Source organism: Acinetobacter sp. CIP 101966 (assembly GCF_000369725.1).
GTDB lineage: Bacteria > Pseudomonadota > Gammaproteobacteria > Pseudomonadales > Moraxellaceae > Acinetobacter > Acinetobacter lwoffii_Q.
The window spans coordinates 22611-38215 of the sequence record NZ_KB850163.1 but is presented as its reverse complement, the minus strand read 5'-3'; the positions used below and the strand labels follow the sequence as shown (position 1 = coordinate 38215).

14 protein-coding genes and 1 pseudogene are annotated in these 15605 nt (G+C 39.6%); 4 read left to right on the top strand and 11 right to left on the bottom strand.

What is annotated here, in order from left to right; genetic code table 11:
• Positions 1–115 precede the first annotated feature (115 nt).
• The 8 genes and pseudogenes from F891_RS15015 to cadR all read right to left on the bottom strand — a co-directional run.
• Positions 116–849 (bottom strand): annotated as a pseudogene (locus F891_RS15015) (IS5 family transposase); the annotation flags it as partial.
• A gap of 243 nt (positions 850–1092) precedes the next feature.
• A complete protein-coding gene (locus tag F891_RS15010; RefSeq protein WP_004281850.1) occupies positions 1093–1275 on the bottom strand; it encodes a hypothetical protein in 183 nt (60 codons plus the stop codon).
• A gap of 203 nt (positions 1276–1478) precedes the next feature.
• Positions 1479–2378 (bottom strand): cation diffusion facilitator family transporter, encoded by a 900-nt coding sequence (locus tag F891_RS15005; RefSeq protein WP_004665978.1) that lies wholly within the window; start codon positions 2376–2378, stop codon positions 1479–1481.
• A gap of 85 nt (positions 2379–2463) precedes the next feature.
• Positions 2464–5622 (bottom strand): efflux RND transporter permease subunit, encoded by a 3159-nt coding sequence (locus tag F891_RS15000; protein ID WP_004281852.1) that lies wholly within the window; start codon positions 5620–5622, stop codon positions 2464–2466.
• Positions 5612–6847, bottom strand: a complete 1236-nt coding sequence (locus F891_RS14995; RefSeq protein WP_004281853.1) for an efflux RND transporter periplasmic adaptor subunit — start codon at positions 6845–6847, stop codon at positions 5612–5614. The genes F891_RS15000 and F891_RS14995 overlap by 11 nt, the downstream gene beginning before the upstream one ends.
• A gap of 1 nt (position 6848) precedes the next feature.
• Positions 6849–8216, bottom strand: a complete 1368-nt coding sequence (locus tag F891_RS14990) for a TolC family protein (protein ID WP_004281854.1) — start codon at positions 8214–8216, stop codon at positions 6849–6851.
• A gap of 49 nt (positions 8217–8265) precedes the next feature.
• Positions 8266–8676 carry a hypothetical protein gene (locus tag F891_RS14985; protein ID WP_004733191.1) on the bottom strand — a complete coding sequence of 137 codons (411 nt, stop codon included), beginning with the start codon at positions 8674–8676 and terminating at the stop codon, positions 8266–8268.
• A 141-nt stretch (positions 8677–8817) separates the two neighbouring features.
• Positions 8818–9210: a Cd(II)/Pb(II)-responsive transcriptional regulator gene (gene cadR, locus F891_RS14980; protein ID WP_004281856.1), complete on the bottom strand. Its 393-nt coding sequence runs from the start codon at positions 9208–9210 to the stop codon at positions 8818–8820.
• A 90-nt stretch (positions 9211–9300) separates the two neighbouring features.
• Here cadR and F891_RS14975 point away from each other — a divergent pair, with 90 nt between their 5' ends.
• Genes F891_RS14975 through feoB form a run of 3 tightly spaced genes read left to right on the top strand, consistent with a single transcriptional unit; the run spans position 9301 to position 12672 of the window.
• Positions 9301–10581: a cation efflux transmembrane domain-containing protein gene (locus F891_RS14975; RefSeq protein WP_005264343.1), complete on the top strand. Its 1281-nt coding sequence runs from the start codon at positions 9301–9303 to the stop codon at positions 10579–10581.
• Between the two features lie 11 nt (positions 10582–10592).
• Positions 10593–10853: a FeoA family protein gene (locus tag F891_RS14970; protein WP_004281857.1), complete on the top strand. Its 261-nt coding sequence runs from the start codon at positions 10593–10595 to the stop codon at positions 10851–10853.
• Positions 10843–12672, top strand: a complete 1830-nt coding sequence (gene feoB / locus F891_RS14965) for a ferrous iron transporter B (RefSeq protein WP_004281858.1) — start codon at positions 10843–10845, stop codon at positions 12670–12672. The genes F891_RS14970 and feoB overlap by 11 nt, the downstream gene beginning before the upstream one ends.
• A gap of 122 nt (positions 12673–12794) precedes the next feature.
• On the opposite strand, the gene F891_RS14960 is transcribed toward feoB, so the two are convergent.
• Positions 12795–13220: a hypothetical protein gene (locus tag F891_RS14960; RefSeq protein WP_004897257.1), complete on the bottom strand. Its 426-nt coding sequence runs from the start codon at positions 13218–13220 to the stop codon at positions 12795–12797.
• Positions 13221–13281: 61 nt separating this feature from the next.
• Complete coding sequence (locus tag F891_RS14955) at positions 13282–13986, bottom strand: IS6-like element IS1008 family transposase (protein ID WP_005264342.1); 705 nt, start codon at positions 13984–13986, stop codon at positions 13282–13284.
• Positions 13987–14202: 216 nt separating this feature from the next.
• Between F891_RS14955 and F891_RS14950 the strand changes: the two genes are divergently transcribed.
• Complete coding sequence (locus tag F891_RS14950) at positions 14203–14532, top strand: four-helix bundle copper-binding protein (protein WP_026055492.1); 330 nt, start codon at positions 14203–14205, stop codon at positions 14530–14532.
• Positions 14533–14666: 134 nt separating this feature from the next.
• On the opposite strand, the gene F891_RS14945 is transcribed toward F891_RS14950, so the two are convergent.
• Positions 14667–15371 (bottom strand): IS6-like element IS1007 family transposase, encoded by a 705-nt coding sequence (locus F891_RS14945; RefSeq protein WP_001067793.1) that lies wholly within the window; start codon positions 15369–15371, stop codon positions 14667–14669.
• Positions 15372–15605 lie beyond the last annotated feature (234 nt).

Genomic DNA, 15605 nt, shown 5'->3' with positions numbered 1-15605 from the left:
TTTATCTCAGGTTCAAATTTAAGATTTTAGCAGCACTCCAAACTCTACAATTTGCGTATAGTGGTAGCTAATCACTATATCAATCAAGATACAAGAAGCACTGCTTCGCAAGATTAACTGTTCGAAGTAATTTATTTCGTTCTAGCGAGCTACTCTTTGTATCTTTCCGTGGTTTCGCATTTTTTCTAGGTGGAATCACCATATGCGCTTGCCGATCTGCAATGACCTGACGGCATTGCTTGGTGTCATAAACTCTATCGGTATAAACAGAGTCAATCCGCTCATCTTGTGGAATTTGATCAAGTAAATCACCAAGCACCTGTGAATCACTGACATTATTGGTTGTGAGCTGAATAGCGCGTATTTGTAGGGTTTTGGCATCTATACCAATATGTAGTTTACGCCATTGGCGACGATATTCAGCTCCATGTTTCTTGCGTTTCCATTCGCCCTCACCTAGAAACTTCATGCCTGTAGAGTCCATGAGTAGATGTAGCCCATCGCTACTTTTTTGGTAGCTGATTGCAATATCAATATGTTATTATGTTTTTCTATTCTTCAAGGCCGAATATCACTGGGTGCCGGCGCAGTTAATCCGCAAAGTTTAATCAGACTTTGCACAAAGCCAGTGACCATACGTAAAGATAGACGGAATAAGGATTTAATCATTAAGCAGCATTGGATGGCTGCGTCGGAGTAGGTTTGATTTCGCCCTTGTTTGCCTTTTGATGGAGCATACCATTGCGTAGCAGGATCAAACCAAATGGCAATATTTCCGCGACTCATGAGTGCTCGGTTATATGCGGGCCAATTGGTTGTGCGGTAGATTTTGTGTGTAGGCTTCTTCATTTGAAAATTATATCGCTGAAAAAGCCTTTACAGATAGGTTTGTGCAACAAAGCCTGTTTACAACATAAATTGAGATATATAAAGATGACCCATTGAAATGGGATTAAAAAAAATACTTTATTTTTAATATTATAATTATATGTAGTTCAACTAATGGTGTGATAGGTTTTAGTTATAAACTTATTCATTCAGGAATTATATTGCTGAATGAATAAGTCTAATTGATTTATTTATGCAACCCAACTATTCATTTGATTCATTTGATTCATTATTTTTAACTTGTTTTTGTTTAGAATTTTCAACTTTAGAAGCTTTTAAATTCTTTTCAAGAAATAACAAGCCGCCATCTGCATAACTAAAACTTGCGATACTAAAGAATGCACTAATTAACAGTAATTTAGTACAAAATTTATTTTTGAATAGCATGTTTATTTACTCTCATTTAATACTTGTTAGATATTCTAACTTTAAAGAATTAACACCCAGAGGACTCATAAATTACATTCTTGTAATTTTAAAATGTCTCAGGATGGTGTTTAAAGTGCGTGTGATAAATAGAAGTGTAATACAGGAAAATGGTAAGGTTTATCAGCCTAGTCATCTGTCCATTATGTAGAAAGAGCAGCACTTTAATGTTTATGCTGTTCCAATGTATTACATTCCTTACTTTCTATTTGTAACGTAATTTCAGTAATACTATGATTATGTTTTAGAACGTCTAAGGCCTTTTGATAGAGCTGATCTGGATCGCTATTAGGAGCAACCAAATGAGCAGTTAAATGAATGTTTTTTGAAGATATAGCCCAGACTTTCAACTGATGAATCCCTTCAACACCCTCTAGCATCAATAAATCATTTCTTAACGACTCAATATCAATCTCATCAGGAACCCCTTCAAGCAAAATATGGATACTTTGTTTTAATAAAACCCAAGTTCGAGGTAAAACCCAGAAGCCAATTAACACAGCGATTACGGTATCTACCCACATCCACTGGGTAAAATAAATGACCACTCCTCCGATAATCACGCCTATCGATCCCAGTGCATCACTAAGGACTTCTAAATATGCGCCTTTCACATTTAGACTTTCTTGAGCACTCGCAGAAAGGATTTTCATTGAAATCAAATTTATGACCAAACCAATGACTGCGACAATCATCATTCCAACACTTTGAATTTCAGCAGGATGCGTAAAGCGTTGGTAAGCTTCATAGACAATATATATCGCCACCACAAAAAGCATCACTGCATTAAACAGAGCCGCTAAAATTTCGAATCGCTGATAGCCAAAAGTTCTTTTATCATCTGCGGCTTTTTTACCAATTTTGATAGCAGCAAGAGCAATAGCTAATGCGGCTACATCAGTAAACATGTGAGCGGCATCAGACAGTAATGCTAAACTTTGGGTAATAAAAGCAGCGACAACTTCTACTATTAAAAAAGTAGTCGTTAAACCCAAAGCAAACATTAATTTCTTACTATTTCCTTCAGTAACAACCGCATGGCTATGATCATGATGTTCTGACATAAAATTTTCCTTATTCAATCCATGATTAGCAGAGATACTTGAGACAGGCTCAATATCTCTGCTAAAAATTGCTTAATCTAATGGATTAAGAAGCTTTCTTTTCATTCATCCAGCGGTACAGTACGGGCAATAAAACCAATGTAAGCAGGGTAGAGGAGATAATTCCTCCAATAACCACTGTTGCTAAAGGTCTCTGTACTTCTGCCCCAGTTCCGGTTGCCAAAGCCATCGGGACAAACCCAAGGGACGCCACACAAGCTGTCATCAGCACAGGTCTAAGACGCAAAATTGCACCCTGCCACGTTGCATAATAAAGGTCATATTGTTGTCGCAACTCTTTGATAAAGGTAAGCATGACTAAGCCATTCAGTACAGCCACCCCCGATAGTGCAATGAAGCCAACCCCTGCTGACATGGATAATGGAATGTCACGCAACCACAACGCGATTAAGCCTCCACATAAGGCAAACGGTACACCACTAAAGACCAGTAAGCTTTCTTTGATATTATGGAATACAGCCATCAATAAAATAAAGATCGTCAACAATGCGAGCGGAACCACCAATTGCATACGCGCTTTTGCAGACATCAGATTTTGAAATTGACCGCCATAATCTATCCAATAACCGCTTGGTAATTCCTGTTTGGATAACGTGCTCTGAAGCTCTGTTACGAATGAGCCTAAATCACGTCCTTCTACATTTGCAGTAATAACCACTCGACGTTTACCATTTTCACGGCTGACCTGATTAATACCCAGGATATTTTCAACGCGTGCCACATCTTGCAGTTGGACTAAACCACCATTCGGCAATTGAATAGGAAGTACCGCTAACTGTTCAGGACTACGCTGGGATTCATCTAGACGGATGACAAAATCAAAACGCTTGTCTCCCTGTAAAATTGTTCCAACATTCTGGCCACCGACACTTGTAGCTACCAGATCCTGAATTGCTCTTACCGACAAGCCATATTGTGCAGCTCTGGACTTATCCACCTCTACATTCAACAAGGGTAAGCCACTGGTCTGTTCTACATTAACGGCTGTCGCGCCTGAAATTGAGTTAATTTTTTGAGAAATTTTATTCGCTTCGCGATTTAGAATCTCCATGTCATCACCAAATAATTTGACACCCACATCACTTCGCACCCCTGAAATTAACTCGTTAAAGCGCAGTTCAATGGGTTGCGAGAACTCACTGTTATTTCCCGGCAATGTCGCTAAGAAAGTAATCATTCTTTGGCGAAGCTCATCAATCGTTTGTTTTGGATCAGGCCATTCATCATGAGGTTTTAACAGTACCACGCCATCTGAAATGTTGGGTGGCATAACATCTGTGGCCACTTCTGCTGTACCGGTACGAGCAAAGATCGCTTTAATTTCAGGAAATTCTTTCAACAGTAACTTTTCAGTATTTTCCTGCATTCTCAGTGACTGTTCTAACCCTGTACTTGGGGAACGCATTTGCTGAACAGCAAAATCACCTTCACCCAGTTGAGGTGCAAACTCGCTACCTGTTTGAGTGGCTAGCACGCCCGTAAGCACTAAAATACAGGCAGCCACAATAGTCACAAATAAACGAAGCTCATAGGCTTTATCTAAAAGCAGTTCATATTTGGTTTTAAGCCAATGCATCCAGCGACTTTCGGTTTCCTTGACTTCTCCAGTGACAAATAGGGCAACTGCGGCTGGCACAAAAGTGACAGATAAAATCATGGCCCCAATTAAAGCCAGTACAACAGTCATTGCCATAGGATGGAAAAGTTTGGCTTCTACACCCGTCAGGGTAAAGATAGGTAGATAAACCACCAAAATAATTAACTGTCCAAAAATCAGAGGACGACGCGCCTGTTTTGCAGCCAAGAAGACTTCTTTAAATCTTTCAGAACGGCTAAGTAAACCACCTTTCAGCTTCTGAGCTTCTGCTAGCCGACGGATACAGTTTTCTACAATAACCACTGCACCATCAATAATAATACCGAAGTCCAGTGCCCCTAAACTCATCAGATTTGCACTAATCTTCTGCTCTGCCATTCCCGTCAAGGTAAACAGCATTGACAGTGGAATAACGCAAGCCGTGATCAGCGCAGCACGGAAATTACCTAGAAAGAGAAATAAAATAACAATGACGAGGATTGCACCCTCAATCAAATTTTTCTGAACGGTTTTGATCGCCCGATCAACCAAATGCGTACGGTCATACACAGTCTCAATCACCACACCTTTAGGTAGCGATTGCTGGATCGATTGCACCTTTTCATCAATGGCTTGAGCAACGGTACGGCTATTTTCTCCCATCATCATCATGGCAATACCCAATACAGTTTCTTCACCATTATAGGTTGCAGCCCCTGTTCTCAAGTCATGACCAATTGAGACATTGGCGACATCTGCCACCCGAATCGGATAGCCGTTTTTATTGGCAATACTGATGTTCTGGATATCTTCAATCGTGTTTAAAGTGCCGGGAACACGAACCGTTAGCTGTTGTCCATTTTTCTCAATATAGCCAGCACCACGGTTTTCATTATTCTCTGTTAAGGCAGTTTGTAAATCAGACAAAGGAATTTGCAATTGTTGCAATCGGTTCAGATCCGGGGCAACCACATAGGTTTTATTAAAGCCACCAATGCTGTTGATCTCCGCAACGCCTTTTACGCGCTGTAATTGTGGCCTTACAATCCAATCCTGAATTTCACGTAAATCCATAGCCGAATAAGCGGTCCCATCCGGTTTTTTAGCATTTGGTTCGGCTTTAATCACCCATTGATAGATTTCACCTAAACCTGTCGAAATAGGTGACATGTTAGGTTGCACATCTTCAGGCATTTCTCCCATTGCTTCTTGCAAGCGCTGGTTGATAAGCTGTCTGGCCCAGTAAATATCCGTGCCATCTTCAAAAATGATGGTCACTTGCGATAAGCCGTAGCGTGAAATAGAACGGGTTTGTTCCATTTTCGGCATGCCTGACATGGCATTCTCGATTGGATATGTAATCCGCTGTTCCATTTCTAAAGCCGTAAAACCATTGGCTGAAGTGTTAATCTGCACCTGAGTATTGGTAATATCTGGTACAGCATCAATCGGTAACTTTTGATAACTATAAATACCAATAGCAATCCAAGCCGCAATAAACAGCATGACCCAGATTGCGTTATGGATAGAAAACTGGATCAGTCGATCAAACAGTCCTTCAGGTTTTACCGATTCGTGGTCTGGAATTTGAGGAGTTTCAGTGCTCATGTGAAGCCTCTCCTTTTTCCAGCTCGGATTTCAGTAAAAAACTGCCTTGAGCGGCATATTTTTGTCCCTGACTAAGCCCACTCACCACTTCAATCCATTGGCTCTCCCCAGATGATTGCCCTAATTTCACAGGTTGCGGACTGAATTCAACTTTTTGTCCATGCTGAGTGGCGACAAAAACCACATCTTTTCCATCGACATTCTGAACTGCGGACTTAAGTACCCGTAATGCGGTACTTTCACTCCGTTGTTGCAACTGTACGTTCACCATCAAGTTTGGACGTAATTCGGTTGCATTCGATTCAACTTTTGCTCGCACCTGAAGACGACCTGTTTGAATATCCGCTTCAGTATTTAAAGTCTGAATAACAGCTTGATAAACCTTTTCTGTTTGCAAGGATTTAAATTCGATCTTTTGATTCGGGGCTAAGCCCATAATTTCAGAATTTGGAACAATAAACTCAAGCCAGAGTTGATCTAACCGGTCTATCGTAAAGAGTTGATCGGCTAACTGAACATTTTCCCCGAGAACCAAATCCTTTTTACTGATCACGCCAGAAATGGGAGCTTTCAAAATATAGCGTCCGTTACTGGCATTCACTGCACCAAATGCACTTAAACGTGATTGGGCCGCTTGAACCTGAATTTGTGCCCGTTTATAGCTGTTATAAGCACGTTGATAGTCCTGTTTTGCTGAAATGCCCTGTGACCAAAGCTGACGCTCACGATCATAGTCTTGTTTCGCCAGTTCAAGGTTGGTTTGTTCAATTTTAAGATTGGCCTGCTGATCAACTAGATCAGGAACAAGCAACGCAGCCAAAGGCTGTCCTTTCTGAACTTTTTGACCGAGTTCTACATAGACATTTTCTACATGACCACTAAAACTCGGTGAGACGTGCGCTTGCTGGTCAGTATTCACATTCAGTTTGGCAGGATAAGAACTTAATTTAACCACCGGGCCTTGATCGACCGCTGATAATTGTATGCCCTGTTCCACCAGTTGCTTGGCAGTCAGGCTCACACCTTCTGCATGCTCTTCGGTTTCACCGCCATGTTCTTCTCCGCTTTCTTCCTCTGCATGTTCATCTGATGTTTCCGATTTATTCTTACCAGTTAAGATCAAAAAAATACTGAGGAGTACGGTAGCGCCGATAACCAAACTAATCAGTAGAGGTTGAGAGATTTTTCCGCTCTGTTTTTTTAAGCTGTTTTTAAGATCGAACATGTTAATTTCCCCCACCAATGACAGGCATGGCCTGTATGTCTTGCCATAAGTTTTGATTGATTTGTGCAATAGCATCTTTCGACATGACTTCACTTGGGCTAATGCCTAAGCTCAAACTTTCTGCTTCAATGGCCTTTTGCCAGCCATCCCGTAACAACTGGACTTTACGCAGACGGATGTCTTGTAATTGAAGCGTGGCTTGCTGAACATCGGTTAAAGCAAACTTGCCTGCCAAGAAACCTTGTAGCGTCTTACTTTGAACTTGAGTCGCCAAAGGAATTTGAGTCTCGTCAACGACTTTGAATTGCAGCTCTAAACCCTGCAACTCGGTTAAAATTGTGCCTATTTGCAGCGCATTTTGCTTCAGATAAAACTCTTTCTGACGCTCTAATAAGTTCATTTTTTCTTGCGCGATTTTTATGCCATTTTGCTGACGATCGAAAATATTAAGCGGTACACTGACTCCGACTACTAATTGATTTTGTGTGGAGTTTTCCAAGGATTGGGTGCGGTTGACACCTAGGTTTAAAGTGGGGTTAGGACGTGCCTTTGCCCTTAGTTGATCAACCGTTGCTTGAGACTCTAATACCAGTAAAGCTCGATATTTCTCAACGTAGTTTTCCGCTAAATATTCTTGAACCTGTTCATGAGTCGATTTTGGCCAGAGCTTTTGTGAAGAGAGGTTTACCTGCAATGACTTATCAGACGTACCCCATAAATTTGATAATTGTTGGGTGGCCACTTGTACCTGTAAGTCTGCCTGTCTAAAAAGACGGATATTTTCAGCATGGCTTAAACGTGCGCGATTTACATCTACTTGGGCAATACTGCCTGCATTAAAGCGCTTTTCGATTGCTTGAAGGTTTTCTTGGCTCACCCGAAGTTGTTCATTGACAATGTTTTTTTCAAGTTCAGCAATGGCCAGTTGTGACCATACATATTTCACTGCAAGCTCAATTTGTGCTTGATAAATCTTCTGTTTCAGCGCTGTTTTATCTGTAGAGAGACTGGCTAATTTTTGGTTTGCTCTTCGCTCACCAAAAATATCCAAGGGTTGTGATATGCCAATGGTAAGCTCTTTTTCATTATTTGAACCAAATCCCGTTTGTTCAACTGACAGTTCAGGATTTTTAAACAGCTTACTTTGCTGAAGATTCGTGGCATTAATGCTGTTTTGCGTTTCCCAGAAATTTTGGGACGCTTGATATTGGTTAACCTGCTCAATAGCTTGCTGCAGCGTTAAATCTTGAGTACTGGCGACTACGGAAGTACTGAAGCTGATCATTGCAGATAGCAAGATACCGCTACCTAAGGCTGACCAGGATAAATTCAGGATGGAGGTATCCTGATGTAATTTGTTTTTTGACATGAAAATGCCCCACGCATAATGAAATTAGGAGTGGTGGGCTTTTATAAGACTACCCCACCAATAGTAGGGGCAAATCGGGAGGCGGGGTTAATTGATCCAGATAAGGGGGTTTATAAAAAGTTATTCCCAAATAAGTTGGGGTAATGCCGGTCTCAAAATTAGCTTTAAGCTTCAGATCATCGGGTGGGTCAATCTGAATCACGATTGTATTTGAGAAATGACTGCACTTTTCGTTAAAACAAACCTTCTGACAATAGTCATAGATTTCTTTATAGTTTTCTAGGGAATAAAGTGCTTGACGAGGACTATCACTCTTTTCGTCTAAATCGATTGGATTAGAGAGTATTGAATTGGGTATGTTTGGCATTTCATGCAGACAAGCAGCCTCTGCCACACTCCAAATATTCTGGAATGTGAATAAGAGTACCAATATCTGGATTAGAAATGTTTTTCTCTTCATACACAAATCTGTATTTAAAACACCAATCGGAAGCTAACCAAAGCTATCTAAGATCTGATCACAAAATTTAAGTCACCTTAATCTTTTTGCAGCCTTAAGTAAAGATATACAGAGTTTTTGAAAAAGCATAGGTCTAGATAATCAAGCTAGATTTTTTAGAACTCCACATTGGTCAATTGTACATAAACCATCACAAGTACCTCTTAAATCAGATAATTGTTCAATAAGCTTTTGTTGCTTGATTATATTTTCTCTGATAGCACTGACATGTAAGTCAATTAATTCATTCACATCTGAACAATTTTTCTTGGGATTATCTTTATAGGTGAGTAATTGACGAATTTCATTCAAACTCATATTTAAAGTTCGGCAATTCAAAATAAACTTAATTCGCTCAACATAGCCTATATCGTAAAGGCGGTAATTTCCTTCCGTTCTTTCGGGTTCCGGAATTAAACCTTCCTTTTCATAAAACCTAATTGTTAATACTGAACATGAGGTTTTTTTAGAGAGTTCACCAATTTTTAAATGCATTGAGTTGGTATTTCCAAAAAATCTTGACTCTATAGTAACTATAGGGATTCTAATATTCAAAGTTTATAAATTTTTTTAATGGGTATAATTATGAGTGGTTGTGGATGTAGTAAAGAAACACCATGCGAAGATAAGAAATCTCAACAAGAAAATCATCCATCAATTGCAGAAGCAAACAATTCAAAGAATTGTGATAATACGCTTAGCTGTTGTGGTGAAGAGGAAGAAAAAAAATCTTCATCTCCTTGCTGTAACACTTCAAACAGTTGTGAAGATACCGCTCAATCCTGTTGTGGTTCTGATCCCAAAGAAAATTTAAGCACTGAAGACGTTTTAAAAGATTCGCACTACATGAGTGAATACTTAGTTCCCAAAATGGATTGTTCTGCGGAAGAACAGATGGTTCGTATGGCGCTATCTTCAATTGATGGTGTTCAAAAACTCATCTTTGATTTACCTAACCGGTCTTTAAAGGTTCTACATAATCAAAAAGATGAAAATATAACTACCAAACTTGAAGCTTTGGGTTTTGGTGCAAAGCTTGTGAAGACTGAAACTTATATAAGCAATCAACAAGCTAAGCAAACAAGTACCTATACCATTCCTAAAATGGATTGCTCTGCTGAAGAGCAAATGGTCCGTATGGCTCTTGCAGATATTGAAGCAGTTAAAGGTCTTACTTTTGATCTTCCCAATCGAAAACTGAAAGTCTTCCATAATGAAGGGAGTCAGCAAATTACGGCCAAACTTGAAGGACTGGGTTTTGGGGCGAAACTTGATGAAATACAGCTTTCTTCAGGCGATATACCTAATGAACCTGATCCTGTGAGACAAGCTAAAGTACTTAAACTGTTATTAGGCATTAATGCTCTACTTTTCTTTATAGAATTCATCAGCGGAATTATTGCTGCGTCTACAGGATTGATTGCTGATTCTCTAGATATGTTTGCCGATGCAGCCGTTTATGGTATTGCGCTATATGCCGTCGGAAAAGCTGCGAAATATCAAGTAAAAGCAGCCCATTTCGCAGGTTGGATTCAGTTATTACTTGCTGTTATCGTGATTGTTGATGTCATTAGACGATTCATGTTTGGAAGCGAGCCAGAATCAACGCTCATGATTGTTATTGGCCTGCTCGCACTTATAGCTAACGTGACATGCTTATATCTTATTTCTGGTCATCGAGAAGATGGCGCACATATGAAAGCCAGTTGGATTTTCTCGGCGAATGACGTTGTCGTAAATATGGGCGTTATATTTGCCGGTGTACTCGTGGCGTGGACGGGATCAGCTTACCCAGACTTAATCATTGGCATCCTGGTTTCTTTATTCGTGCTTAATGGTGCTCGAAAGATTTTGGCTTTGAAGTAAGAGTATCGAAAATGAATCTATTTCAAGTTAAACAAAATCAGATCGTCAAAATTAGAGATCTCAAAAAAGGTAATCAATACAGTCATACCACTGATCCCGTATTGGAACGGCTCCAACTATTAGGTTTTAGAGAGGGTGAAACTCTACAAGTACTCACTAAAGGTGTTTTTGGCGGAGATCCTGTTTTAGTTCAAATTGAAACTTCAAGATTCGCATTAAGAAAGAATGAAGCTGAAAGAATTTTTGTAGAGTTAGTATCCAATGAAGATTAAGAACATTGCATTAGTCGGTAATCCAAATTGCGGAAAAACCTCTTTATTTAATACGCTTACTGGTACGCGACAAAAAGTTGCCAACTATGCTGGGGTTACCGTAGAAAGAAAAGAAGGTTCTTTTAAATTACCTTCTGGTGATGCAATACGAGTATTGGACTTACCCGGAACTTACAGTTTAAAACCTAGTAGTTTAGATGAAGAAGTCACCAGGGCAGTTTGTTTGGGCGAGCTAAAAGGTGAAATTCTACCCGATATTTTTATATGCGTTGTAGATGCCACAAATTTAAGCTTACATTTGAGCTTGGTTCTCGAAGTTCGTGCTCTAAATCGCCCTATGATTCTTGTATTAAATATGATGGATGAGGTCAAAAAGCGTGGTATTTCCATTGATAAGGATAAACTGTCTCAACTGTTAGGTATCCCTGTAGTTGAAGCTGTCGCAGTTAAAACAAAAGGAATTCAAGATTTAATTAATCAATTAGATCAAAAAAATCTTTTTATTACTCCTTATCATTCTGAATTAAGTCATTTTGAACAGGTCAAACAAATCACCAAACAAGTTATTTTAAATAATGACAGTGGTGATAAAAGAACCGCATTTCTAGATAAAATTTTTCTACATCCTGTATTGGGTTTAGTAATCTTAACTTTAACCATGTTTGTGATGTTCCAGGCGGTATTTATATGGGCAACGCCTTTTATTGAATTCATTGAAAATTTTGTCGCATGGCTCAGTGATTTTATTGGACCACTAATCCAACATCCTCTATTAAAAAGCTTGGTTGTGGATGGGGTAATTGCTGGTGCAGGTAGCGTGCTTGCATATATGCCTCAGATTTTGATTTTATTCTTCTTCATTTTAATGCTTGAAGAGTCAGGCTATTTACCCCGAGCAGCATTTCTTTTAGATAAATTAATGTCTAAAGCCGGGCTTAGCGGCCGTTCATTTATTCCTCTGCTATCCAGTTTTGCTTGTGCGATTCCCGGAATTATGGCAACCAGAAGTATCAGCTCTGAACGGGACCGATTAGCAACAATTATGATTGCACCCTTGATGACCTGTTCAGCAAGATTGCCAGTATATGCTTTATTGATCGCGGCATTTATTCCGAACCAATTAATCTACGGCTGGTTAAGTCTGCAAGGATTAGTCCTTTTTGGTCTTTATATGTCGGGAATAGTCTCAGCGTTATTAGTTTCAGTGTTTCTGAAATTGGTTCGAAAAGATAAAACTGAAAGTATTTTTATTTTTGAACTTCCCACATACCGAATTCCAGATATTAGAAATATTGCATTAGGCTTATATGATAGGGCAACTATTTTCTTAAAACGAGTTGGTGGCATTATCGTCGCACTGTCTATCTTGTTATGGGTGCTAGTCACGTTCCCTCAACCACCAGATAATGCAAGCATGCCGGCCATTAACTATAGTTTAGCTGGTCAGTTAGGACATTTAATTCATCCTATATTTGCGCCTATTGGGTTTACATGGGAAATATGTATTGCACTCATTCCTGCTATGGCAGCAAGGGAAGTTGTAATTGCTGCTCTTGGGGTGATTTATGCGATGTCAGGTGATGAAGATACAGTAACTCAAAGTCTGTTAAGTCAAATTTCAGGCCCGGATGGATGGGGGTTAGCCACAGGTTTATCATTATTGGTATGGTTTATTTTTGCTCCCCATTGTCTTGCTACGTTAGCAACAATTAGACGAGAAACTGGCAGCTGGAAACAGCCCATCATTATGGCAACTTATTTGTTTGCATTAGCCTACATCTTTTCATTCATCACATATCAAGTTGCGAGTAAGTTTTAATTAGCAAATGAATAAAAGAGGGGGGGAGCTAGCTCCCCCCCCCTTTATTAAATTACTCGATGTAAGCGTGGGCTTCTGAATACTTTTATCTAACTATAACAACTACTTAAATGTTTAAATCTCTAGGTTTTGAATAGTCGAGGTATCAGACGAATATAGATTGGTAAAAAGCATAGTTCAACGATAGTCTGAGTCAAGATTACAGCAGGAATTATGGGCATACTTCCCGGAATTGCAAAAGCTAATGGAAGAATAACAAATGAATTTCTATATGATGCTGAAAAGGACACAGCACTAGCAGAGCCAGATTCTAATCGAAAAATACGAGCAATTATCCAACCCACGAATGGAGCAATAATGGCAAAAGAAATATAAATTGGTAAAGCTTGAAGAGCTGCACTTTTTGCAAGCCCAATTTGAGGCATAACTGATGCTAGGACGATAAACAAAACTAGGGCTGTGGCAGGTACAGGAAATAAGTTTAGGCTTTCAGCCACTTTTTCTGCTTGTTCATTTCTATTCCCAATGAACTGAACTATAGCTGCCATTGCTAAGGGGGCACTGTTGCAAATAGAGATTTGAGTCGATGAAGTTCCTTTTTAAAAGTGCTTAGAGACCGAAAACCCTGTTGATTAGACACACTTCACCTTGAGGCTGACCATAATAAAATGACGATGCTTGTCCTTTACGTAGTGCACGCATGACTTCAATACCTTTGATTGTGGCATAAGCCGTCTTCATAGATTTGAATCCTAATGTGGCCCTGATGATTCGCTTTAACTTACCATGATCACATTCAATGACATTATTTTTATACTTAATCTGCCTGTGCTCAATATCTACTGGACATTTTCCTTCTCGCTTTAACCGTGATAAAGCATGGCCATAGGTCGCTGCTTTATCTGTATTGATGACCCGTGGAATTTTCCATTTTTTCACCGTATTGAAGATTTTTCCTAAAAAACAATAGGCTGATTTACTGTTCCGTCTAGCGGAAAGGTAAAAGTCAATCGTATGACCACGTTGATCAACTGCACGATACAGGTAAGTCCATCGCCCCTTCACTTTGATATAAGTCTCATCCATATGCCATGAATGTAAATCTGTAGGATTACGCCAATACCAGCGTAAGCGTTTTTCCATTTCTGGAGCATAACGCTGAACCCAACGATAAATTGTGGTGTGGTCAACATTCACACCCCGTTCAGCGAGCATTTCTTGAAGTTCACGATAGCTGATGCCATATTTACAATACCAACGAACAGCCCAAAGAATGATTTCACCTTGAAAGTGCCGACCATGGAAGGGATTCATCTGCTGTATCTCGAAATAAATAAGATATTTAGCTTATCATGTCAGCCTATTTGCAACAGTGCCTGAATACATGAGCAGCTAAATCACTCAAAGCCAGCATCTAAAACCATTTAACAAAATCTATGACTATTTTACTTTCCCTTACCTAATCGTCCTAGTGTATATCTTTTTTTTTGATTAGCTTATTCCTAAATCAAGTGACTTTAGGTAAGTATGATGAACGATATCCAATTTTCAGATTGCGCAAAGGCATGTATGAGCTGTTACCTTACCTGTGCCAGTTGTGCAAATGCCTGTCTAAAAGAAGAAAATCTGGAGATGATGCGAGAATGTATTCAGCGTTGTCTAGATTGTGCAGATATTTGTCAGCTCTGTGCTCGTATGCAGCAAAATGAATCTCCTTTTATGAAAGAAATTTGTGAGCTTTGTGCCAAGGCTTGTGAATACTGTGCAGATGAATGTAGCCAACATGAGCATCAACACTGCCAGCAATGTGCTGATGCTTGCCGTGAATGTGCCGTCGAATGTCGAAAAATGGTTGTCTGATAAATAAAAGAATTAGTTGAGTTTAGGATTTACTCAATGAATAGCCAACGTGTTAGTTGTTAGTGGGTCAAACCACTAACAACGGCACTGTTGCAAATAGGGATCTGAGTCGATGATTTTCCCTTCAAAAAAGCTTAGAGACCGAAAACTCTATTTACTAGCCAAACTTCTCCTAGAATATTACCGTTATAAAATAATGAAGCTTGTCCTTTGCGTAGAGCACGCATAACCTCAATTCCTTTAATTGTGGCATAAGCCGTTTTCATAGACTTGAATCCCAACGTAGCCTTGATGATCCGTTTGAGCTTGCCATGATCACATTCAATCACGTTATTCTTGTATTTAATCTGTCGATGGTCCAGGTCTTCAGGACACTTTCCTTCCTGTTTTAGTCGCGACAAAGCACGGCCATAGGTATGAGCCTTATCAGTGTTTATGACTCGTGGAATCTGCCATTTTTTGACATGATTCAAAATTTTACCAAGAAAACAATAAGCTGAATGGGTATTTCGTCTAGCAGAAAGATAGAAATCAAGAGTATGGCCACGTTGGTCAACTGCACGGTATAGATATGCCCATTTGCCATTCACTTTTACGTAAGTTTCATCCAGATGCCATAAATGTCGATCTGTAGGATTACGCCAATACCAACGTAAACGTTTTTCCATTTCTGGAGCATAACGCTGAACCCAGCGATAAATTGTGGTGTGATCAACATTCACTCCACGTTCAGCGAGCATTTCCTGAAGTTCACGATAGCTGATGCCATATTTACAATACCAACGAACAGCCCAAAGAATGATTTCACCTTGAAAGTGCCGACCGTGGAAGGGATTCATCTGCTGTATCTCGAAATAAATAAGATATTTAGCTTATCATGTCAGCCTATTTGCAACAGTGCCGTTTCTGGTTCAAAGCCTTCACCTTTTCCTTATTTATCTCTGACTTCTTTAATGTAAAAACCCAATCATGAAGACTGGGTTTTTACAATATTCATTGTACCTTTAACAGCACTTCATCGGTACAGCATAAAAGTGTTACTGACCTGGCAATGAGGCGCAGTATTTAATACC